Consider the following 21,018-nt stretch of genomic DNA (forward strand, 5'->3'; position numbering starts at 1 on the left):
GGGACCCGCCGCTACCGGCCCGCGAGCGGGTTCTTCAGGTTCCCGACCAGCTGGAGGGCGCCGGACGGGTCGGCCAGGTCCACCATCTGCCGGTTGTCGCGCAGCTGGAGCCGGTTGAGGCAGGACAGGGCGAACTCGGGGGCGAACATGTCGAACCGCTCGAACTTCTCCGCCAGTTCCGGCACCGACTCCTGGTACTCCCGGGTGACCTCCGCGACCGTCCCCCAGAAGGCGTCCTCCGTGACGATGCACTCGCCCGCGAGGTTGGCGGCGAGGAAGCGGAAGAAGCAGTCGAAGACGTCCGTGAAGATCGACAGCAGCTTCTTGTCGTCCGGGACGTCCACCGCGATCCGGGAGACCTCGGGCGGCAGCACCGCGTCCGGGTCCATCACCGCGATCTCCTCGGCGATGTCCTTGTAGATCGCCCGCCGCACCACGCCGTCCTCCAGCACGAGGATCACGTTCTCGCCGTGCGGCATGTACACCAGGTCGTAGGCGTAGAAGCTGTGCAGCAACGGGACGTAGTAGGCGCGCAGGTAGTGCCGCAGCCACTCGGTGGGGGTGAGCCCGGACCGCTCGATCAGCGCGCCCGCGAAGGAGGCGCCCTCATGGTCGACGTGGACCAGGGAGGCCATGGTGGCGAGCGTCTCGCCGTCCTGGAGCGAGGGCACGGGGCTCTCCCGCCACAGCGCCGCCAGCATCTTGCGGTACGGCGAGTAGCGGTCGGTGGCCTGCTCGTACTCCAGGTGCCGGTAGCCGACGGCCGCCCGCTCCCGGATGATGCTCAGCCCCGTGGCCTTCAGCACCGGATCGCCCTCGATCAGCTGGGCGAGCCAGTCGTTGATGGCCGGGGTCGCCTCCATGTACGCCGCCGACAGGCCGCGCATGAAGCCCATGTTGAGGACGGACAGGGCCGTCTTCACATAGTGCTTCCCGGGATGCGAGGCGTTGAAGAAGGTGCGGATCGACTGCTGGGCCAGGTACTCGTCGTCGCCCTCGCCCAGGCACACCAGGTGCCCGCGGGCGACCTCGGCGGCGAAGGTGACGGTGAGCTTGTTCCACCACTGCCAGGGGTGGACCGGGATGAGGAGGTAGTCCGCCGGGTCCAGGCCGCGCTCGCGCAGCACGCCGTGGAAGCGGTCGACGGTCCCCTCGCCCAGCTCGTCCCGGACGAAGGACTCGTACTCGATGCCGACGCCCGCCGTGAACGCGGCCCGCGAACGGTGCGCGGCCAGCCACACCAGCCGGACGGGGCTCGCGGTCTCGGGCGCGTACGACAGGTACTCGTGGATGCCGAAGCCGAGCCGTCCGTTGTTGGCGACGAAGCACGGGTGGCCCTCGGTCATGCCGGTCTCGACGGCCTGGAAGCCGGCCCGGGCCAGCTCGGCGGAGGTCACCTTCGGCTTGGTCAGCTTGTAGCAGGTGCCGGAGAGGGTGGAGGAGATCTCCTCCAGGTAGACCGGCAGGATCTCGTCGCTCAGGCCCAGCGTCCGCCGCAGCTCGACGAAGAAGTCCAGCGCGGCGAGCGGCAGCTCGGCCCCGTCGCGGTGGCGGGTCACGGAGCCGGCGTCCACCTGCCAGTGGTCCAGGGCGCGGACGGTGGCGGTGAAGCGGTAGGCGGTCTCGCCGTCGTCGCTGCGCACGACGTACCCCTCCCCGTCCGGCTCGGGGGCCAGCAGCCGCTCGTGCGTGAACTCGGCCAGCGCCTTGCGGATCAGGAGGCGGTTGGCCTGCTCCCAGCGCTCGGGGGAGAGGTGGGCGACGGCGTCGGCGAGGCTCACGCGGACACCGCCTTCTCGAACTGCTCGCGGGTGCAGAAGCTCAGCAACGCCTTCTTCTCCGGCTTCTGGATCTCGCGCTCGGGCACGAATCCGACGGCTGCGTTCAGGGCGTGGACGGCGGTGTTGGCGACGTCCGGTTCGACGACGACCCGCCGGGTCGCCGGGTCGGCGAACAGCTCGGCCATCACGGTGGTGATCACGGCGCGGGTGAAGCCGTGCACGGGCCGGTCGGTGGGGGCGACCAGGAAGTGCATGCCGACGTCGCCCGGCTCGGGCTCGTACAGCCCGACCAGCTCCCGGTGGGCGGGGTCGTAGCGCTCCGTCAGGAAGGCGGGCACGCCGTCGTGCAGGCCGAGGTGGGCCTGCTGGTGTTCGTCGGCGGCCAGCTCCATGTACGCCCGCTCGACGTCCACCAGTGCGGCGTCCTGCATCATCCAGAACGCGGACTTGGGGTGGGTGAGCCAGCTGTGCAGCAGTACGGCGTCCTTCAGCGGGTCGACGGGCCGCAGGGTGAGGTGGCCGACGCGGGCGGCGCCCGGGCCGGTGGCGGAGCGGATGGTGCGGGTGGTGCTGGTGGTGCTCATGCGCTGAACTCCTGGAACGCGATCGTCTTCTCGACCGGGTAGTACTCGCTGCCGAGCAGCTCCCGGACGATGCAGCTGTTGCGGTAGGCACCCATGCCCAGGTCGGGGCTGGTGATGCTGTGCGTGTGGACTCCCGCGTTCTGCAGGAACACCCCGCCCCCGGTGACGTCGACGGCGTAGTTGCGGGCGATGTCGAAGTTGCCCCGGGAGTCGTAGCGCAGCCGGTCGCGCACGGGCTTGAGGAACTCCGGCTCGGCGTACCGGTAGCCGGTGGCGAGGACCAGGCCCTCGGTCTCGATCTCGAAGTCCCTGCCCTGCTCCTCCTGGCGGAAGCCGAGCGTGTACGTGCCGTCCGCGTACCGGGCCTCGGTCAGCGCCGAGTTGGTGAGCAGGCGGGTGGGGACGGGGCCGCCGAGCTTCTTCTGGTAGAGCAGGTCGAAGATCTCGTTGATCAGGTCGCCGTCGATCCCCTTGAACAGGCCCTTCTGCTCGGCCGTGAGGCGGTAGCGGGTGTCCTCGGGCAGCGCGTGGTAGTAGTCCACGTACTCCGGTGAGGTCATCTCCAGGGTGAGCTTGGTGTATTCGAGGGGGAAGAAGCGCGGGGAGCGGGTGACCCAGTTGAGCCGGTAGCCGTGGACGTCGATCTCGCCCAGCAGGTCCAGGTAGATCTCGGCGGCGGACTGGCCGCTGCCGACCAGCGTGATCGACTTCTTCTTCACCAGCTCCGCCCGCTGCTGGACGTACCGGGAGTTGTGGAGGAAGTCCCCGGCCAGGCCGCGGCAGGCGTCCGGGATGTGCGGCGGGGTGCCGGTGCCGAGGACGAGACGGCGGGCGCGGTAGGTGTCGCCGGAGGTGGTGGCGACGGCGTACAGCTCCTCCCGCTCGTCGTACGTCACCTCGGTGACCGTGGTGGAGAAGCGGACGCTGCTCAGCTTGCGGGCGGCCCAGCGGCAGTAGTCGTCGTACTCGACGCGCAGCGGGTAGAAGTTCTCCCGGATGTAGAACGAGTAGAGCCTGCCCTGCTCCTTCAGGTAGTTGAGGAAGGAGTACGGCGAGGTCGGGTCGGCGAGCGTGACCAGGTCCGACATGAACGGGGTCTGCAGGTGCGCGCCCTCCAGGAACATGCCGGCGTGCCACTCGAAGTCCGGCTTGGACTCCAGGAAGACGCCGTTCAGCTCGGCGATGGGCTCGGTGAGGCAGGCCAGGCCGAGGTTGAAGGGGCCGAGGCCGATCCCGACGAAGTCGTACGGGGCGCTGGCTTCAGGAAGCGCGGTCAAGGGAGTCTCCCAGGTACTGCTCGGCGTGGCCGGCGATCAGGTCGAGGACGGCGGCGATGTCGGCCGTGGTCGTCTCGGGGTTGAGCAGGGTGAACTTCAGGTAGTGGCGGCCGGCCACCTTGGTGCCCGCGACCACGGCGTCGCCGGAGGCGAACAGCGCCTTGCGGGCGTAGAGGTTGGCGCGGTCGATCTCGGCGGGGTCGGTGACGGCCGCCGGGATGTAGCGGAAGACCAGGGTGGAGAGCGACGGTTCGACGACCACGTCGAAGCGCGGGTCGGCGGCGAGCAGTCTCCAGCCCTCGGAGGCCAGGTCGCAGACCTCGTCGAAGAGCTCGCCGATACCGTCGGCGCCCATCACGCGCAGGGTCATCCACAGCTTGAGCGCGTCGAAGCGGCGGGTGGTCTGCAGGGACTTGTCCACCTGGTTGGGGATACGTTCCTGCACCATGCGGCGCGGGTTGAGGTACTCGGCGTGGTAGGTGGCGTGCCGCAGGGTGGCCGCGTCGCGGACCAGCACGGCCGACGAACTCACCGGCTGGAAGAAGGACTTGTGGTAGTCCACCGTGACGGAGTCGGCCCGCTCGATGCCGGCGGCCCGGTCCCGGTACTTCAGGGAGGCCAGCAGCCCGCAGCCGTAGGCCGCGTCCACGTGCATCCACACGCCGTACTGCTCGCACAGCCCGGCGATCTCGGGCAGCGGGTCGATGGAGCCGAAGTCGGTGGTGCCGGCGGTGGCGACGACGGCCATGGGGACCAGGCCCTCGCGCGCGCAGCGCTCCAGCTCCCGGGCGAGGGCGACGGTCTGCATGCGCTTGTCGTGGCCGACGGGGACCGACACGACGGCGTCGGGTCCCAGGCCGAGCAGCTTCGCCGATTTCTTCACGCTGAAGTGGCTGACCTCGGAGGCGAAGATGCGCAGGTCGGCGAGGCTCTCGGCCTTCGCCTCCTCGCGGGCGAGCAGCAGCGCCTGGAGGTTGGACTGGGTGCCGCCGGAGGTGAACACGCCGTCGGCGGCCGGGCCCAGGCCGATCCGCGCCGTGGTCCAGTCGATCAGTCTCCGCTCGATGAGCGTGCCGCCGGCCGACTGGTCCCAGGTGTCCAGGGAGGAGTTGACGGCGGACAGCACCGCCTCGCCGAGCACCGCAGGTATGACGACGGGGCAGTTGAGGTGGGCGAGGTAGCGCGGGTGGTGGAAGTAGACGGCGTCGCGGAGGTAGACGTCCTCCAGCTCGTCGAGGACCGCGGCCGTGTCGTGCAGGGGCCGGTCGAGGTCGATCTCGTCGATGCGGGGGGAGAGGGCGTCGACCGTGACACCGGTGAAGGGGCGGTCGGTGGTGGCGATCTTGGCGGCCACCCGCTCGACTCCTTCGATCACGGAGCGGCGGTACTGCTCCGCGTTGGTGTCGTTGAGCAGGTGCGAACGCATGTGGGGGTCCTCCGGTTTGGGGACGGGCCGAGAGGGGACGGGAGTGAGGGCGGGACGGAACCCGTGATCGAACTTAGGTTAGCCTAACCTAACTCATGATGCCCATGCGCATGCCGGTGCGTGACCGCCGTCACTGTCGCCTCCCGTGTGGCGTCAGCCCTGCTCGCGGAGTTGTTCCTCCGTCAGGCCCCGTCGCCAGTACCCGACGAAGGTGACGCGCCGGCGGTCGATGCCGCGCTCGCCCACGAAGTGCCGCCGCAGTCGCTTGACGCTCCCGGACTCGCCCGCGATCCAGACGTAGGGGCGCTCGGCGTGCGGCAACCGGGCGCCGCGGAGGGCGGCGAGGGCCGCCTCGGGCCCCGCGGCCCCGTCCCTGACCAGCCAGGTGATCTCGGCGTCCGCGGCCGTCCGCAGGTCCTGTACGTCCTCGGCGTGCGGTACCTCCAGCCAGACCCGGGCCCGGGTGCCGGCCGGCAGCGACTCCACGACCGCGCAGGCGGCCGGCACGGCGGTCTCGTCGCCCCAGATCACCACCAGGTCGGTGTCCTGGGGCGGCCGGAAGCGGATCGCCCGGTTGTCGGCGACCGCCGGGCCGAGCAGCAGCACGCGGTCGCCGGGGGCGGCGCCGGCGGCCCAGCGGGCGGCGGGGCCGGGCGCGGGGCCCGCACCGGACCCCGCCGGTCCGACCCCGTGCAGGACGAAGTCGATGTCGATCTCGACGGTCTGCCCGTCGCCGTCCCGGCGCAGCGCCCGCAGCGTGTACGAGCGCATCACCGCCCGTACGTCCTCGGGCAGTTCACGCCACCCCTGCCACCAACCTTCGCCCAGCTCGACCGGCACCGCGGGCTCCGCCTGCCCCGGGTGCGGCAGGAACAGCGACAGCGACTGGTCGAGGCCGTCGGAGTGGAAGGCGTGCAGGTCGCCTCCCGCGAAGGTGACCCGGGCCAGGGACGGGCCGAGCCGCCTCGTCCGTGCGACCTGGAGGGAGAAGAAGCGGAACGGGGCGGCGACGGCCGTCGTCATGGGGTGCTCCGGGGAAGTCGGGGCGCGGGAGGAAGGGGTCAGCCGACCTTCTTGGCGTTCTCGATCGCCTCGGCCAGGTTGTCCAGCAGGGGCGTGCACTTGTCGTAGGACAGGATCGGCTCGGGGGAGCGGGCGATCACCTGGCCGGCCTTGACCGCGGGGAGCTTCTTCCAGGTGCCCTCGGTGATGTCCGCGGGCTGGATGGTCGAGGCGCGGTCGTCCATGATGATCACGTCGGCCGGGTACTTGTCGACGTTCTCCCAGCTCAGGGACTCGAACCAGCCGCCGGTCGCCTTCTTGGCGTCCTCGGAGGGCTCCACGAAGTTCACGCCGAGGGCCTTGAAGTACTCCAGGTCCACCGAGAGGTTGGTGCCGGAGACGTAGAAGAGGTCGGGGCTCGCGGAGCCGGCCAGCACCCGGATCTCGGGCCGGGCCTTGGCGGCCGCGCGCAGCCGGGCGGCGGCCTTGTCGAAGGCCGCCTTGGCGTCGGTGACCTTCTTGGCCCTCATGTCCGCGCCGAGCGACTCGGCCAGCTCCCACATGCGCTGGAGCGGCTGGGTGAGCTGGCGGTCGAAGACCGAGATCGCGACGCTCGGGGCGAGCTTGGCGATCTTGTCCTTCGACTCCTCCGGGACGGACCACAGGGTGCCGGCGGTGTCGAACGTCGTGGTGATGAGCACCTCGGGGGCGAGGGAGGCGTACTTCTCGACGTTGAGCTTGCCCCACTCGTTGCCGAGGACGGTGACCTTGTCCACGTCGAGGTCGCCGGCCTGCACGTCGGGCTTGCCGTCCTTCGTGGTGGTCGGGCCGAAGACGCCCTTGACCTGGACGCCGTAGTCGAAGAGCGCGGCGGCGACGCCGGTGAAGGCGACGATGCCCGTCGGCACCGCGTCCAGCTTCACGGTGGTGCCGCGGTCGTCCTTGAAGGACCAGGGACCGGACTTGGCGGCGCCGCCCGACCCGTCGCCCGGGCCACCGCTCTTGCCGTCGTCGTCGCCGCAGGCCGCGAGCACGGCACCGAGGCCGAGGGCGCCGCCGGCGGCGAGGATTCCGCGGCGGGTCGGGTGGGTGGCACTGGCGTGGGACATGGTGGTGGCTGCCTTCGAACGGTGCGGGGCGTCCTGCCCCGCGGGACAATTCGAAGGTAGGTTAGCCTAACCTCAGATCTTGTCCAGGGGTGGGGCCGGTGCGGCCCCGCCCCCGGCGTCACGTCCTCAGCCCGCCAGCCCCAGCTCCCGGGCGATCAGCATCCGCTGCACCTCGCTGGTGCCCTCGCCGATCTCCAGGATCTTCGCGTCCCGCCACATGCGGGCCACCGGGTACTCGTTCATGAAGCCGTACCCGCCGTGGATCTGCGTGGCGTCCCGGGCGTTGTCCACCGCGACCGTCGACGAGTACAGCTTCGCCACCGCCGCCTCCTTCTTGAACGGCTCGCCCGCCACCAGCCGCGAGGCCGCGTCCCGCCAGGCCAGACGCGCCGTGTGGGCCTTCATCTCCATGTCGGCGATCTTGAACTGGATGGCCTGGTTGGCGCCGATGGGCCGGCCGAAGGCGTGACGTTCCTTCGCATAGGCGACCGACTCGTCCACGCAGCCCTGCGCGAGCCCCGTGCCCAGCGCGGCGATCGCCACCCGGCCCTCGTCCAGGATGCGCAGGAACTGCGCGTAGCCGCGCCCCTGCTCGCCCAGCAGGTTCGCCGCCGGGACCCGCACGTCGGCGAAGGCCAGCTCACGGGTGTCCGACGCGTTCCAGCCGACCTTCGAGTACGGGGCGGCCACCGTGAAGCCCGGGGTGCCCGACGGGACGATGATCGACGAGATCAGCGGCCGGCCGTCGGGCTTGCGGCCGGTGACCGCCGTGACCGTCACCAGGCACGTGATGTCCGTCCCCGAGTTGGTGATGAAGCACTTGGTGCCGTTGATGACCCATTCGTTCGTCGCCTCGTCCAGGCGGGCCGTGGTGCGCGTCGCGCCCGCGTCGCTGCCGCCGTCCGGCTCGGTCAGCCCGAACGCGCCCAGGATCTCCCCGGAGCACAGCCGGGGCAGCCACTGGCGCTTCTGCTCCTCGGTGCCGAACAGGTGCAGCGGCATCGCGCCCAGCGAGACGCCCGCCTCCAGCGTGATCGCCACCGACGAGTCGACCCGGGCCAGCTCCTCCAGCGCCACACCGAGGGCGAAGTAGTCGCCGCCCATGCCGCCGTACTCCTCGGGGAAGGGCAGCCCGAACAGGCCCATGCGGCCCATCTCGCGGACGATCTCGTACGGGAACTCGTGCCGCTCGTAGAAGTCGCCGATCTTGGGCGCGACGACGTCGTGGGCGAACTCCTCCACCGTCCGGCGCAGTTCCTCGAGTTCGGGGGAGAGCTTGTGGTCCATGGCTGTCACGACTCCTGGTGGGAGAGGGCACGAACGGTGCGGGACGGGCTGGGCCGTCCCAGATGGGCGGCCATCCAGACGCTTGTGGCGACGAGACGGCCGAGGTCGACCCCGGTGTCGATGCCGAGGCCCCGCAGCATCCACACGAGGTCTTCGGTGGCGAGGTTGCCGGTGGCGGACTTCGCGTACGGGCAGCCGCCGAGGCCGCCGGCGGAGGCGTCGACCGTGGTGACGCCCCGCTGCAGCGCGGCCAGCGTGTTGGCCAGGGCCTGGCCGTAGGTGTCGTGGAAGTGCACGCCCAGCGCGGACACGGGCACGCCCGCCTCGGTCAGCGCGGCGAGCAGGGCCGTCACATGGCCCGGGGTCGCCACGCCGATGGTGTCGCCGAGACTCAGCTCGTCGCAGCCCATGTCCAGCAGCGCCCGGCAGACCCGCACCACCTGGGCGACCGGGACCGGGCCCTCCCACGGGTCGCCGAAGCACATCGAGAGATAGCCCCGTACGTGGACGTCGTCGCCCTGCGCCTTCGCCCGCGTCACCACCGGCTCGAACATGGCCAGCGCCTCGTCCACCGTGCGGTTGAGGTTCGCCTTGGCGAAGGACTCCGTGGCGCTGGCGAAGACCGCGACGCGGCGCGCGCCGAGCGCGAGGGCCCGGTCGAGGCCGCGCTCGTTCGGCACCAGCACCGGCAGCGACACCGGCAGGTCGGAGATCCGCGGGTACAGGTCCTCGGCGTCCGCCAGCTGGGGGACCCACTTGGGGTGGACGAAGCTCGTCGCCTCGATCGTGGTCAGGCCGGTGCCGGCCAGGCGGCGGACGAACTCCGCCTTGACGGCCGTGGGCACGGTCGCCTTCTCGTTCTGCAGTCCGTCGCGCGCGCCCACCTCGTGGATGCGGACGCGGGCGGGCAGGCCCTCCGCCGGTACGGCCATGGGCAGGCCCAGCTCCGGGGTGCTCATGCCGTCTCCTTCGCCTCGTCGGTGGGTGCGATGACCGCGAGCACCTGCTCCATGGCGACCGTGGTGCCCGGCGTCACGTCCAGCTCGGCGACGGTGCCCGCGTGCGGGGCGGAGATGACGTGCTCCATCTTCATCGCCTCCACCACCAGCAGGCTCTGCCCGGCGCTCACCTCGTCGCCGACGGCGACCTTCACCACCGTCACCGTGCCCGGCATCGGCGCGGTCAGCGAGTCGGCGCCCGCGTGGGCGGCCCGGTTCAGGGAGGCGGCGACCGGGTCGTGGTCGCGCACGTGCCAGGCGTCGCCGTCGCGGCCGAGCCAGTCGGCGGCCCGGTGGAAGGTGTGCCGCACGCCGTCCAGGGTCACCGTCACCCGGTCCTCGGTGACGGTGTGGGCACCGCGCACGGTGTGTTCCACCGGCTCGGTGACCCGCAGGTGGAAGGAGACCGGCTTCGGCTCGCCGCCGGTGCGCCAGCCGCTGGGCACCGAGAACGGGTCGGTCCAGCCCTCCCCGCGCGGACGCAGCGCCTCCAGCCGTACGGCGGCCGCCGCCTCGTACACCTCGTCCGGTACGCCGGTGGCGACCAGGCCGTCGACCTCGCGCTCCACCAGGCCGGTGTCCAGGTCGCCCGCCACCACCGCCGGGTGCGCGAGCAGCCGCCGCAGGAACCCGGCGTTGGTCGGCACGCCCAGGGTGACCGTCCCGGCCAGCGCCGCCCGGAGCCTGCGCAGCGCGGTCTCCCGGTCGGGGCCGTACGCGATCACCTTGGAGAGCATCGGGTCGTACAGGCTGCCCACCTCGGTGCCCTCGCTGAGACCCGAGTCGGTGCGCACGCCGTCGCCCTCGGGCTCGCGCAGCCTCAGCACCGTGCCGCCGGACGGGAGGAAGCCTCGCGCCGGGTCCTCCGCGCACAGCCGGGCCTCGATCGCGTGCCCGGTCAGCCGTACGTCGTCCTGCGTGAACCCGAGCCGCTCGCCGGCCGCCACCCGCAGCTGCCACTCCACCAGGTCCAGGCCGGTCACCAGCTCGGTCACCGGGTGCTCGACCTGGAGGCGGGTGTTCATCTCCATGAAGTAGTACGAGGAGGGGTCGCCGCCCGGCACGATGAACTCGACCGTGCCCGCGCCCCGGTAGCCGCAGGAGCGGGCCGCCTGCACGGCCGCCTCGCCCATCGCCGCCCGCGTCGCCTCGTCGAGCAGGACGCTCGGCGCCTCCTCGATCACCTTCTGGTGCCGGCGCTGCAGCGAGCACTCGCGCTCGCCCAGGTGCACCACGTTCCCGTGGCCGTCGGCCAGCACCTGGATCTCGATGTGCCGGGGACGGTCGACCCACCGCTCCACCAGCAGCGTGTCGTCGCCGAAGGAGGCGCGGGCCTCGCGGCGCGCGGCGGCGATCTCGTCGGCCAGCACCGCCTCGTCCCGCACCAGCCGCATGCCCTTGCCGCCACCGCCCGCCGACGGCTTGAGCAGCACCGGGGTGCCGATCTCGCGGGCGGCCGCGGCCAGCTGTTCGTCCGTGAGCCCGCTGCCGCTGGAGCCGGGCACGACCGGCACCCCGGCCGCCTTCACCGTCTCCTTGGCCCGGATCTTGTCGCCCATCAGGGCGATCGCGTCGGCGGACGGCCCGATGAAGACCAGCCCCGCCTCCTCGCAGGCCCGCGCGAAGGCGGCGTTCTCGGCGAGGAAGCCGTACCCCGGGTGCACGGCCTGCGCCCCCGTCCGCGCCGCCGCCTCCAGCAGCCGCTCCACCGACAGGTAGCTCTCCGTCGCGGGCGCCGGGCCGATCCGTACCGCCTCGTCCGCCTCCCGCACGTGCCGCGCGTCCGCGTCGGCGTCGGAGAAGACCGCCACCGAGCGCACTCCCATCGAGCGCAGCGTCCGGACGACGCGGACGGCGATCTCGCCGCGGTTGGCGACGAGCACGGTGTCGAACATGCGCGGCGTGCCGTTCGTGCCGTTCGTACTGTGCGTCTTGTTCGTGTTGTCCTGCATGGGGCCCCTCCTCACATCCGGAAGACGCCGAACTGGGGCTCGCCCAGCGGCGCGTTGGCACACGCGGTCAGGGCCAGGCCCAGTACCTGCCGGGTGTCGGCGGGCTCGATCACGCCGTCGTCCCACAGGCGGGCGGTCGCGTAGTAGGCGTTGCCCTGGCGCTCGTACTGGGCGCGGACCGGTGCCTTGAAGGACTCCTCCTCCTCGGCCGGCCACTGCTCGCCGCGCGCCTCAAGCTGGTCCCGCTTGACCGTGGCCAGCACGGACGCGGCCTGCTCGCCGCCCATCACGGAGATCTTGGCGTTGGGCCACATCCACAGGAACCGCGGCGAGTACGCCCGCCCGCACATCGAGTAGTTCCCCGCGCCGTACGACCCGCCGACGACCACCGTCAGCTTCGGCACGCGCGTGCACGCCACCGCCGTCACCATCTTGGCGCCGTGCTTGGCGATGCCGCCGGCCTCGTAGTCGCGGCCCACCATGAACCCGGAGATGTTCTGCAGGAACACCAGCGGGATGCCGCGCTGGTCGCACAGCTCGATGAAGTGGGCGCCCTTCTGGGCCGACTCGGCGAACAGGATGCCGTTGTTGGCGACGATGCCGACCGGGTGGCCGTGGATCCGGGCGAAGCCGGTCACCAGGGTCTGGCCGTACTCCGACTTGAACTCGGCGAAGCGGGAGCCGTCCACCACGCGCGCGATGACCTCGCGGACGTCGTAGGGGGTGCGCGGGTCGACCGGGACCGCGCCGTACAGGCCCTGCGGGTCGACCTTCGGCTCGACGGCCGCCCGCACGCCCCAGGGGAGCGTGGAGCGCTCCGGCAGGGTGGAGACGATCTGCCGCACGATGCGCAGGGCGTGCGGGTCGTCCTCGGCGAGGTGGTCGGTCACGCCGGAGATGCGCGAGTGGACCTCGCCGCCGCCCAGCTCCTCGGCCGTGACCACCTCACCGGTGGCCGCCTTCACCAGCGGCGGGCCGCCCAGGAAGATCGTGCCCTGGTTGCGGACGATCACCGCCTCGTCGCTCATCGCCGGGACGTAGGCGCCGCCCGCAGTGCAGGAGCCGAGGACGGCGGCGATCTGCGGGATGCCGGCGCCGGACATCCGGGCCTGGTTGTAGAAGATCCGCCCGAAGTGCTCGCGGTCCGGGAAGACCTCGTCCTGCATCGGCAGGAAGGCGCCGCCCGAGTCGACGAGGTACAGGCACGGCAGCCGGTTCTCCAGCGCCACCTCCTGCGCCCGCAGGTGCTTCTTGACGGTCATCGGGTAGTACGTGCCGCCCTTGACGGTGGCGTCGTTGGCGACGATCACGCACTCCCGGCCGCTGACCCGGCCGATCCCGGCGATCACGCCGGCCGCCGGGGCCGCTCCGTCGTAGAGCCCGTCGGCCGCGAGCGGCGCCAGCTCCAGGAAGGGCGAGCCCGGGTCGAGCAGCGTGTCCACGCGGTCGCGCGGCAGCAGCTTGCCGCGCGCGGTGTGCCGGGCCCGCGCCCGCTCGCCGCCGCCCAGCCGGGCCGCCGCGAGCTTGGCGCGCAGCTCCTGAACGAGGACGGCGTGCGCCTCCTCGTTGGCCCGAAAGGCCTCCGAGGCGGGATCCACCGCCGTCGTCAGCTCCGGTGCCTCGTGCATCCTGCGGTCCCCTCACCAGTGATCGACCAGTTAATGAGCGTTAACGCATTTCCTTCAGGTTAACGACCGCTAACCCGCCTGTCTAGAATCGACCCCATGGCCACCAGAACCGACGCCCCCACCCGCCGTGAGCAGATCCTCAAGGAGGCCGCCCGGCTCTTCGCCGAGCGCGGCTTCCACGGGGTCGGCGTCGACGAGATAGGCGCCGCGGTCGGTATCAGCGGCCCCGGCCTGTACCGGCACTTCCCCGGCAAGGACGCGATGCTCGCCGAGCTGCTGGTCGGGATCAGCGACTCGCTGCTGACCGGGGCGAAACGGCGGCTGGCGGAGGCGGACGGCTCCGGAGCGGGCACCGGCGCGACGGAACCCGAGGCGGTCCTCGACTCGCTCATCGAGGGGCACATCGACTTCGCGCTCGACGACCGTCCGCTCATCACCCTGCACGACCGCGAGCTGGACCGCCTCCGGGACGCCGACCGCAAGATGGTGCGGCAGCTGCAGCGGCAGTACGTCGAGCTGTGGGTCGGGGTGCTCCGGCAGGTCTACCCGTCGGTCGCCGAGCCCGCCGCCCGCTCCGCGGTCCACTCGGTCTTCGGCCTCCTGAACTCCACCCCGCACCTGGGCCGCCCCGGCGCCCTGCCCGGCCGCGCGGTCACGGCGTCGCTGCTGCACCGGATGGCGCGGGGGGCGTTCGCGGCGGTGGGGGAGGCGTGACGGGCGGCCCTTCGGGTGAGCGGGGAGTGACGAGGGTTACCCGGGCCCCGCTCTGGACGCCTCTGGCTACCCGCCGGTACGGTGGTATCTGAGCAAGCGCTTAGATATTCGTACCCTGGAGGTGGCGCGGTGCGCCGTACGGTGTTCAACGAGGACCACGAGGCGTTCCGGGAGACCCTCCGCGCCTTCATCGAGGCCGAGGTCGTCCCCGTCTACGACGAGTGGTTCGCCGCGGGCCAGGCGCCGCGCGAGTTCTACTACAAGCTCGGTGAGCTGGGCATCTTCGGCATCAACGTGCCCGAGGAGTTCGGCGGCGCCGGCATGGACAGCCACAAGTTCGAGGCCGTCCTCTACGAGGAGACCGCCCGGGCAGGCGTGCAGTTCGGCGGCTCCGGCGTCCACGTGCTGCTCGCCCTGCCCTACATCAACATGCTGGCCACCGACGAGCAGAAGAAGCGCTACCTGCCGAAGTTCGTCACCGGCGAGGAGATGTGGGCCATCGCGATGACGGAGCCCGGCACCGGCTCCGACCTCGCGGGCATGAAGTCCACCGCCAGGCTCTCCGAGGACGGCACCCACTACGTCCTCAACGGCGCCAAGACCTTCATCACCGGCGGCGTGCACGCCGACCGCGTCATCGTCTGCGCCCGCACCGCCGCGCCCACGGCCGAGGACCGCCGCCACGGCATCTCCCTGTTCGCCGTGGACACCAAGTCCGAGGGCTACTCGGTCGGCCGCAAGCTGGACAAGCTGGGCCTGCGCACCTCCGACACCGCCGAGCTGGCCTTCGTCGACGTCAAGGTCCCCGTCGAGGACCTGCTCGGCGAGGAGAACAAGGGCTTCTCCTACCTCGGCCACAACCTGGCCTCCGAGCGCTGGGGCATCGCCTTCGGCGCCTACGCCCAGGCCAAGGCCGCCGTCCGGTTCGCCAAGCAGTACGTGCAGGACCGCACCGTCTTCGGCAAGCCGGTCGCCCACTTCCAGAACACCAAGTTCGAGCTGGCCGCCTGCCAGGCCGAGGTGGACGCCGCCGAGGCCGTCGTCGACCGCGCCACCGAGGCCCTGGACGCGGGGGAGCTGACCCCCGCCGAGGCCGCGTCCGCCAAGCTGTTCTGCACCGAGGTCGCCCACCGCGTCATCGACCGCTGCCTCCAGCTGCACGGCGGCTACGGCTACATGAACGAGTACCCGATCGCCCGCCTGTACGCGGACAACCGCGTCAACCGCATCTACGGCGGCACCAGCGAGATCATGAAGTCGATCATCGCGAAGAACATGGGCCTGTAGACCACAGGACATGAGCGAAGCACTCCAGTCCCTCCTCGACCTGCTCGACCTCGAGCGGATCGAGGAGGACATCTACCGCGGCCGCTCCCGGTCCGCCGTCGTCCCCCGGGTCTTCGGCGGCCAGGTGGCGGCCCAGGCCGTGGTCGCCGCCGGCCGCACGGTCCCCGGGGACCGGCACGCGCACTCCCTGCACGCGTACTTCCTGCGCCCCGGCGACCCCGGCGCCCCGATCGTCTACAACGTCGACCGGCTGCGCGACGGCCGCTCCTTCACCACCCGCCGCGTCGTCGCCGTCCAGCACGGCAAGCCGATCTTCACCCTGTCGGCGTCCTTCCAGACGTACGAGGAGGGACTCGACCACCAGGCCCCGATGCCGCCCGCACCGGACCCGGCGACCCTCCCCACCGGCGAGGAACGGCTGCGCGGCTACCCGCACCTGCCCGCCGACACCGTGGAGCGGTTCCTGGAGGCACGGGCCGCCGTCGACCTGCGCTACGTCGACGACCCGCCCTTCGGCGACTTCGGCACCCCGCGCGAGCCGCACTCCCAGGTGTGGTTCCGCACCAACGGCAAACTCGCGGACGACCCCCTGCTGCACGTCGTCCTCGCCACCTACGTCTCCGACATGACCCTCCTCGACTCGGTCCTTCTCGCGCACGGCCGCGGCGGCTGGGCCGTCGGCGACGTCGTCGGCGCCTCGCTGGACCACGCCATGTGGTTCCACCGGCCCTTCCGCGCCGACGAATGGCTGCTGTACGACCAGCAGTCCCCCTCCGCGTCCGGCGGCCGGGGTCTCGGCCAGGCCCGCATCCACACCCAGGACGGGCGGCTCGCGATCTCGGTCGTCCAGGAAGGCGTGGTCCGCGTCCCTCGGGAACACTGAGGGGCATGGCGGACACGGCAGCGGACGCGAAGGACAGCGGCGGCGACAGCACCTTCACGGTGCTCGTCGCCGCCTTCGCCAATCTGGGCATCGCCGTCGCCAAGGCGGTGGCCGGCGTGATCAGCGGCTCGAGCGCCATGCTCTCCGAGGCCGCGCACTCGGTCGCGGACACCGTCACCGAGGTGCTGCTGCTGACCTCGCTCAAACGCAGCGTCCGCCCCGCCGACGAGGACCACCCCCTCGGCCACGGCCCCGAGCGCTACATCTGGGCCCTGCTCGCCGCCGTCGCCACCTTCGTCGGCGGCGCCGTCTTCTCCCTCTACGACGGCGTCCACACCCTCACCCACGGCGAGGACCTCGGCGACCCGCTGGTCTCGTACGTCGTCCTGGCCGTCGCCTTCCTCCTGGAGGGCTACTCGCTGCGCACCGGCCTCAAGCAGGTCCGCGGCGAGGCCGCCCGGCACCGGGTGTCCTTCGGCCGCTACCTGCGCCGCACCCCCGACACCGCCGTCAAGGCCGTCGTCATGGAGGACTCCGCCGCGCTCGCCGGACTGCTGCTGGCCGCGGGCGGACTGCTCGGCGGACAGCTCACCGGCTCCGGCGTCTGGGACGGCGCCGCGTCGCTGTGCATCGGCGCGCTGCTCCTGTACGTCGCCTGGGTGCTGGGCCGCTCCAACGCCGAGTTCCTGGTCGGCCGCCCCCTGCCGCGCTCCGTGCGGGAACGGATGCGGGCGGAACTGGTCGCCGTCGAGCACATCGAGGCCGTGCTGGAGCTGACCACCCTCGTGCAGGGGCCGCGGGAGGCGCTGGTCGCCGCGAAGGTCGACTTCCGGGACGTGTCGACGGCGGCGCAGATCGAGTGGGCGTGCGAGCGGGCCGAGCAGCGGCTGCGCGAGGAGTTCCCGGTGGTGCGCCGGGTCTACCTCGACCCGACGCCGGGATTCGCGCAGCGCCGCTCCGAGGGCCTCAACCCCTGGCCGTAGCCGAGCCGGCTACTTCAGGCCCGCCTCCGTCAGCAGGTACGCCGTCATCGGGTCGTAGTAGCGCGGGCTGACCACGTGGTCGTCCAGCGGCACCGCGACCTGGAGGGTGCCCTCGGACTCGGCGAGGAAGAGCGCCGGGTCGTTGCAGTCCGCGTAGCCGACCGAGTCCACGCCGTGCTGGGCGGCGTACCCGGCCCAGCCGTGGTCGGCGACCACCAGGTCGGGCAGCGGACGGCCCTCGCGCTCCAGGCCGGTCAGGATGGCCTTCATCGGCTCGCCCGAGTGGGTGTGCCACAGCGAGGCCCCGTGCTCGAGCACCGAGACGTCCGCGAACTGCTGGACGTACCCCTCCTCCGTGGTCAGCCCCTCCGGGATCACGACGATCTCGCAGCCGGCGGAGCGCAGCGCGGCGGCCGTGGCGCGGTGCACGTCCAGCAGCCCGCCGGGGTGACCGGTGGCGAACAGCACCCGCTGCCCGCCGTCGGCCGCCTTGCGCAGCCGCGCCGCCATCCGCTCCAGGGCGGAGATCGTCAGCTCCGGGTCGATGGTGTCCTGGCCGTACCGGTGCTCGGGGTCGTCGTTGACGCCGACCCGCTCCGCCATCACCGCGAGCACGTCCTGCTCGTCGCTCCAGCGGTCGCCCAGCTCCAGACCGAGCCAGAACCCCCGGTCGCCGTTGGCCAGCTTCCGGTAGTGGGAGAGGTTGTTCTCGCGGGGAGTGGCGACGTCGCCCGCGATACGCGTCCTGACGAGGTGCTCGGCGAGTTCGGCGCGGCTGGGTGTCCCGGGTATCGGCATGGCTCCATTGTGGAGCAGCCGCCCGTGGGCGTCTTCGGCACGTCCGCGCTGGGACGCGGGTCACGCCCGCGGGTGCCGCAGCGCGAACCACAGCTCCATCCGCACGTCCGGGTCGTCGAGGTCGGCCTCCAGCAGGGCGGCGCACCGGGCGATGCGCTGCCGGACGGTGTTGCGGTGCACGGACAGGGCGACGGCCGTGCGGTCCCAGCTGCCGTGCAGGGAGAGCCAGGCACGCAGCGTCTCGGGGAGCGCGGGCACGGCGTCGACCGGCGCGAGCAGCGCCCGCGCGTGCGCCTCGGCCTCCCCGGCCGGCACGAGGTCGGCGAACCCCCGCCGCTCGGCGTGCCGGACCAGCGGGGACCGGGTGGCCACGGCCCGTGCCAGCGCCCGCGCCGCCTGGACGTCGGCGGCGGGCCACTCGGCGGGGGCGACGCCGGCGCTCACGCCGAGCGTCCAGCCGGGCTGGGCGGCGGGTTCCGCGGGGGCCGCTCCCGACCCTTGCCGCGGGCCGGCCGGCACCAGCACCCGTACGACGTCCTGCGCCGGGTCGACCAGGGCGGAGCCGAGGGCCGCGCCCAGGGCCGACGCCGAGACCGCGTCGGGGGTGCCGGTGTCCGGACGGGCGTGCACCACGTACCAGCGGGTGGTGCCGCCGTCGCCCTCCCCGCCGCCGAGCAGCGGGGCGACCTCCTCGCGCCGGGCGCCCAGCAGCAGCCGTACGAGGGCCGAGGAGCGGGCCGCCCCGGTGCCGCTCCGGTGCTCGCCGGTGAGCAGGGTGAGCAGCACGGCGGCGACGGACGCGATGGTGTGGTCCCCGGCCTCCCGGTGCGGGGCGGCGACCCCGAGGACGAAGCCCGGCCCGGTGCCGAGGGCGTACGCGGTGAGTCTGGTCCCGGCCGCCGTGTCCGTGGCGGTGCTGGAGGCGTGCCCGGTGACGAACCGGGCCAGCTCCGCCAGCGCCCGCCGCACCTCGCCGGAGGGCTCCCGCCCCGCCGCCGCGATCTCGGTGCCCTCCGGCCCGTACAGGACCGCCCGCCCCTCCAGCCGCCCGGCCAGCCGGCGCAGCACCGACGGCACCGGATCGGGACGCGAGGCGGCGGCTGCCAGACCCTGCTGGGCCTCCGTGATCCGGCGCAGCTCGGCAGTCCTGGCCCGTGCCATCAGCTGCCACACCGCCCGGGCCACGCCCGAGAACGTCGTCCGCGGCGGCACCTCCACCAGCGGCAGCCCGTACGCCTCGCAGGCCGCGACCAGCGCCCCGGGCACCGTGTCGTGCACCGGCGCCACCCCGAAGCCGAGGGCCGCGCCGCCCGCCGCCACGATCCGGGCGACGTAGTCGTCGAAGTACGAGGTGTCCGGGCCCGTCCCGCGCGGAATGTGGACGCCCGCGGTGAGCAGCAGCTCGCCGCCCAGCAGATACGGATAGGGGTCGGACATCTCCGACGTGTGGGCCCAGGTGATCGTCACGTCCGCGGCCGGCGGCCCGGTGACCTGGCGCAGCCCCAGGTCGCCCCAGGACAGCAGGGCCGCGAGCGGCACCGGGGGAGTGGGCGGGGCGGGCGGTACGGACGGCTCCTGCCCGGCGGACGGCTCCTGCACGATGGACGATTCCTCCACTCAGGCGACCCCCGATGGAGGAAACGTACACTTCGCAGTCGCTTTTCGGCCACCTAGTGTCGACCCGAACCGGAATCCACACCGGCGGCCGCGGGTACGGGCGGATGTCCCCGCGCAGCGCCACCGGAACGACCCGCCGCACGACACGCCACCGAGAACGCGCGAAGGAGGCCCCCCCCCATGGCCGTCGACTACATCGTGATCGTCGTCTACCTGGCCGGCATGCTGGCCATGGGCTGGTGGGGCATGCGCCGCGCGAAGTCCAAGAGCGAGTTCCTCGTCGCCGGACGACGCCTCGGCCCGGCCATGTACTCCGGCACCATGGCGGCCATCGTCCTCGGCGGCGCGTCCACCATCGGCGGCGTCGGCCTCGGCTACCAGTACGGCCTCTCCGGCGCCTGGATGGTCGTCACCATCGGACTGGGCATCCTCGCCCTGTCGGTCTTCTTCTCCGCGCGCATCGCCCGGCTGAAGGTGTACACCGTCTCCGAGATGCTCGACCTGCGCTACGGCGGCCGGGCGGGCGTCATCTCCGGCGTCGTCATGTGGGCGTACACCCTGATGCTGGCCGTCACCTCCACCATCGCCTACGCCACGATCTTCGACGTCCTCTTCGACGTGAACCGCACCCTCGCGATCGTCCTCGGCGGCTCCATCGTCGTCGCCTACTCCACGCTCGGCGGCATGTGGTCCATCACCCTCACCGACATGGTGCAGTTCGTGGTGAAGACCATCGGCGTCCTGCTCCTGCTGCTGCCCGTCGCGGTCGTCAAGGCCGGCGGCTTCGGCGCGATGAAGGCGCAGCTGCCGACCGAGTACTTCGACCCGCTGGGCATCGGCGGCGAGACGATCTTCACCTACGTGCTGATCTACACCTTCGGCATGCTCATCGGTCAGGACATCTGGCAGCGCGTCTTCACCGCGGGCAGCGACCGCACCGCCAAGTGGGGCGGCACCGTCGCCGGCACCTACTGCCTCGTCTACGCGGTCGCGGGCGCCGTCATCGGCACCGCCGCCAAGGTGCTCTACCCCAAGCTCGCCAGTCCCGACGACGCCTTCGCCACCATCGTCAAGGACGAACTGCCGGTCGGCGTGCGCGGCCTGGTGCTGGCCGCCGCCCTGGCGGCCGTGATGTCCACCTCCTCCGGCGCCCTCATCGCCTGCGCCACCGTCGCCAACAACGACATCTGGTCCCGGGTGCGCGGCGCGGTCCGGGGTGCGGAGCGCGCGGAGGGCCACGACGAGGTGAAGGGCAACCGCGTCTTCATCCTCGCCATGGGCGTCGCGGTGATCCTGATCGCCATCGGCCTCAACGACGTGGTCGAGGCCCTCACCGTCGCCTACAACCTCCTCGTCGGCGGCCTGCTCGTCCCCATCCTCGGCGGGCTGCTGTGGAAGCGCGGCACCGCCCAGGGCGCCCTCGCGGCGGTCGCCGTCGGCGGACTCGCGGTCGTCGGCCTGATGGCGGGCTACGGCATCCTCGCCAACGAGCCCGTCTACTACGGCCTGCCGGCCTCCCTCGTCGTCTACGTCGCCGTCTCCCTGGCGACCCGCCCCACCGACGAGGCGATCCTCACCGCCTGGCGCGAACGCATCGCCGGCCGGGCCCCCGAACCCCAGTCCGAACCGGCGGTCCCGGCTCACCAGTAGAGTCGGGCAGCGGCAGTACATACGCGACGAAGCGTAAGAAGG

At 72.2% G+C, this 21,018-nt stretch carries 17 protein-coding genes; 5 read left to right on the forward strand and 12 right to left on the reverse strand.

The genetic code is table 11. The annotated features are described in order from the left end of the window. Positions 1 to 11: 11 nt before the first annotated feature. The 10 genes from EV562_RS05900 to EV562_RS05945 all read right to left on the reverse strand — a co-directional run bounded on the left by EV562_RS05900 (position 12) and on the right by EV562_RS05945 (position 13,044). Complete coding sequence (locus EV562_RS05900; protein ID WP_133885596.1) at positions 12 to 1,781, reverse strand: IucA/IucC family siderophore biosynthesis protein; 1,770 nt, start codon at positions 1,779 to 1,781, stop codon at positions 12 to 14. Next, positions 1,778 to 2,365: a GNAT family N-acetyltransferase gene (locus EV562_RS05905; RefSeq protein ID WP_133885597.1), complete on the reverse strand. Its 588-nt coding sequence runs from the start codon at positions 2,363 to 2,365 to the stop codon at positions 1,778 to 1,780. The genes EV562_RS05900 and EV562_RS05905 overlap by 4 nt, the downstream gene beginning before the upstream one ends. Continuing rightward, the gene (locus EV562_RS05910; RefSeq protein ID WP_133885598.1) at positions 2,362 to 3,642 is read right to left on the reverse strand and encodes a lysine N(6)-hydroxylase/L-ornithine N(5)-oxygenase family protein; all 1,281 of its coding nucleotides are present in this window, start codon (positions 3,640 to 3,642) and stop codon (positions 2,362 to 2,364) included. The genes EV562_RS05905 and EV562_RS05910 overlap by 4 nt, the downstream gene beginning before the upstream one ends. Further along, positions 3,626 to 5,068 (reverse strand): lysine decarboxylase DesA, encoded by a 1,443-nt coding sequence (gene desA, locus EV562_RS05915; RefSeq protein WP_133885599.1) that lies wholly within the window; start codon positions 5,066 to 5,068, stop codon positions 3,626 to 3,628. The genes EV562_RS05910 and desA overlap by 17 nt, the downstream gene beginning before the upstream one ends. Positions 5,069 to 5,221: 153 nt before the next feature. Continuing rightward, a complete protein-coding gene (locus tag EV562_RS05920) occupies positions 5,222 to 6,091 on the reverse strand; it encodes a siderophore-interacting protein (protein WP_133885600.1) in 870 nt (289 codons plus the stop codon). A 38-nt stretch (positions 6,092 to 6,129) separates the two neighbouring features. Beyond that, the gene (gene desE / locus EV562_RS05925) at positions 6,130 to 7,179 is read right to left on the reverse strand and encodes a siderophore-binding protein DesE (protein ID WP_133885601.1); all 1,050 of its coding nucleotides are present in this window, start codon (positions 7,177 to 7,179) and stop codon (positions 6,130 to 6,132) included. A gap of 126 nt (positions 7,180 to 7,305) precedes the next feature. Further along, positions 7,306 to 8,466 (reverse strand): acyl-CoA dehydrogenase family protein, encoded by a 1,161-nt coding sequence (locus tag EV562_RS05930; RefSeq protein ID WP_133885602.1) that lies wholly within the window; start codon positions 8,464 to 8,466, stop codon positions 7,306 to 7,308. A 5-nt stretch (positions 8,467 to 8,471) separates the two neighbouring features. Further along, entirely contained in the window at positions 8,472 to 9,425 is a 954-nt protein-coding gene (locus EV562_RS05935; protein WP_133885603.1) for a hydroxymethylglutaryl-CoA lyase, read from the reverse strand. After that, a complete protein-coding gene (locus tag EV562_RS05940; protein ID WP_133886031.1) occupies positions 9,422 to 11,359 on the reverse strand; it encodes an acetyl/propionyl/methylcrotonyl-CoA carboxylase subunit alpha in 1,938 nt (645 codons plus the stop codon). Before EV562_RS05940 ends, EV562_RS05935 begins: the two co-directional genes overlap by 4 nt. Before the next feature lie 68 nt (positions 11,360 to 11,427). After that, a complete protein-coding gene (locus tag EV562_RS05945) occupies positions 11,428 to 13,044 on the reverse strand; it encodes a carboxyl transferase domain-containing protein (protein WP_133885604.1) in 1,617 nt (538 codons plus the stop codon). A 96-nt stretch (positions 13,045 to 13,140) separates the two neighbouring features. Between EV562_RS05945 and EV562_RS05950 the strand changes: the two genes are divergently transcribed. The 4 genes from EV562_RS05950 to EV562_RS05965 all read left to right on the forward strand — a co-directional run bounded on the left by EV562_RS05950 (position 13,141) and on the right by EV562_RS05965 (position 16,911). Next, complete coding sequence (locus tag EV562_RS05950; RefSeq protein WP_133885605.1) at positions 13,141 to 13,758, forward strand: TetR/AcrR family transcriptional regulator; 618 nt, start codon at positions 13,141 to 13,143, stop codon at positions 13,756 to 13,758. Between the two features lie 129 nt (positions 13,759 to 13,887). Continuing rightward, positions 13,888 to 15,045, forward strand: coding sequence for an acyl-CoA dehydrogenase family protein (locus EV562_RS05955; protein ID WP_133885606.1), 1,158 nt, complete (start codon positions 13,888 to 13,890; stop codon positions 15,043 to 15,045). Between the two features lie 10 nt (positions 15,046 to 15,055). After that, positions 15,056 to 15,928: an acyl-CoA thioesterase II gene (locus EV562_RS05960; protein WP_133885607.1), complete on the forward strand. Its 873-nt coding sequence runs from the start codon at positions 15,056 to 15,058 to the stop codon at positions 15,926 to 15,928. A 5-nt stretch (positions 15,929 to 15,933) separates the two neighbouring features. Beyond that, complete coding sequence (locus tag EV562_RS05965) at positions 15,934 to 16,911, forward strand: cation diffusion facilitator family transporter (RefSeq protein ID WP_133885608.1); 978 nt, start codon at positions 15,934 to 15,936, stop codon at positions 16,909 to 16,911. 9 nt (positions 16,912 to 16,920) lie between these two features. On the opposite strand, the gene EV562_RS05970 is transcribed toward EV562_RS05965, so the two are convergent. Together EV562_RS05970 and EV562_RS05975 are read right to left on the reverse strand one after the other, a co-directional pair. Continuing rightward, positions 16,921 to 17,709, reverse strand: coding sequence for a phosphatase (locus EV562_RS05970; protein ID WP_133885609.1), 789 nt, complete (start codon positions 17,707 to 17,709; stop codon positions 16,921 to 16,923). A gap of 60 nt (positions 17,710 to 17,769) precedes the next feature. After that, the gene (locus tag EV562_RS05975) at positions 17,770 to 19,308 is read right to left on the reverse strand and encodes a PucR family transcriptional regulator (RefSeq protein ID WP_133885610.1); all 1,539 of its coding nucleotides are present in this window, start codon (positions 19,306 to 19,308) and stop codon (positions 17,770 to 17,772) included. Positions 19,309 to 19,506: 198 nt separating this feature from the next. On the opposite strand from EV562_RS05975, the gene EV562_RS05980 reads away from it, so the two are divergent. Continuing rightward, positions 19,507 to 20,976 (forward strand): sodium:solute symporter, encoded by a 1,470-nt coding sequence (locus tag EV562_RS05980; RefSeq protein ID WP_133885611.1) that lies wholly within the window; start codon positions 19,507 to 19,509, stop codon positions 20,974 to 20,976. Positions 20,977 to 21,018: the final 42 nt, after the last annotated feature.

This window comes from Streptomyces sp. BK208, assembly GCF_004364245.1.
Lineage (GTDB): Bacteria > Actinomycetota > Actinomycetes > Streptomycetales > Streptomycetaceae > Streptomyces.

What these genes read in the sequence shown, in the direction of transcription:
- EV562_RS05965 (WP_133885608.1), top strand. Translation starts at nt 15,934, where the DNA reads ATGGCGGACACGGCAGCGGACGCGAAGGACAGCGGCGGCGACAGCACC.
- EV562_RS05945 (WP_133885604.1), bottom strand. Translation starts at nt 13,044, where the DNA reads ATGCACGAGGCACCGGAGCTGACGACGGCGGTGGATCCCGCCTCGGAG.
- EV562_RS05920 (WP_133885600.1), bottom strand. Translation starts at nt 6,091, where the DNA reads ATGACGACGGCCGTCGCCGCCCCGTTCCGCTTCTTCTCCCTCCAGGTC.
- EV562_RS05930 (WP_133885602.1), bottom strand. Translation starts at nt 8,466, where the DNA reads ATGGACCACAAGCTCTCCCCCGAACTCGAGGAACTGCGCCGGACGGTG.
- desE (WP_133885601.1), bottom strand. Translation starts at nt 7,179, where the DNA reads ATGTCCCACGCCAGTGCCACCCACCCGACCCGCCGCGGAATCCTCGCC.
- EV562_RS05905 (WP_133885597.1), bottom strand. Translation starts at nt 2,365, where the DNA reads ATGAGCACCACCAGCACCACCCGCACCATCCGCTCCGCCACCGGCCCG.
- EV562_RS05935 (WP_133885603.1), bottom strand. Translation starts at nt 9,425, where the DNA reads ATGAGCACCCCGGAGCTGGGCCTGCCCATGGCCGTACCGGCGGAGGGC.
- EV562_RS05940 (WP_133886031.1), bottom strand. Translation starts at nt 11,359, where the DNA reads ATGTTCGACACCGTGCTCGTCGCCAACCGCGGCGAGATCGCCGTCCGC.
- EV562_RS05960 (WP_133885607.1), top strand. Translation starts at nt 15,056, where the DNA reads ATGAGCGAAGCACTCCAGTCCCTCCTCGACCTGCTCGACCTCGAGCGG.
- EV562_RS05970 (WP_133885609.1), bottom strand. Translation starts at nt 17,709, where the DNA reads ATGCCGATACCCGGGACACCCAGCCGCGCCGAACTCGCCGAGCACCTC.
- desA (WP_133885599.1), bottom strand. Translation starts at nt 5,068, where the DNA reads ATGCGTTCGCACCTGCTCAACGACACCAACGCGGAGCAGTACCGCCGC.
- EV562_RS05980 (WP_133885611.1), top strand. Translation starts at nt 19,507, where the DNA reads ATGGCCGTCGACTACATCGTGATCGTCGTCTACCTGGCCGGCATGCTG.
- EV562_RS05950 (WP_133885605.1), top strand. Translation starts at nt 13,141, where the DNA reads ATGGCCACCAGAACCGACGCCCCCACCCGCCGTGAGCAGATCCTCAAG.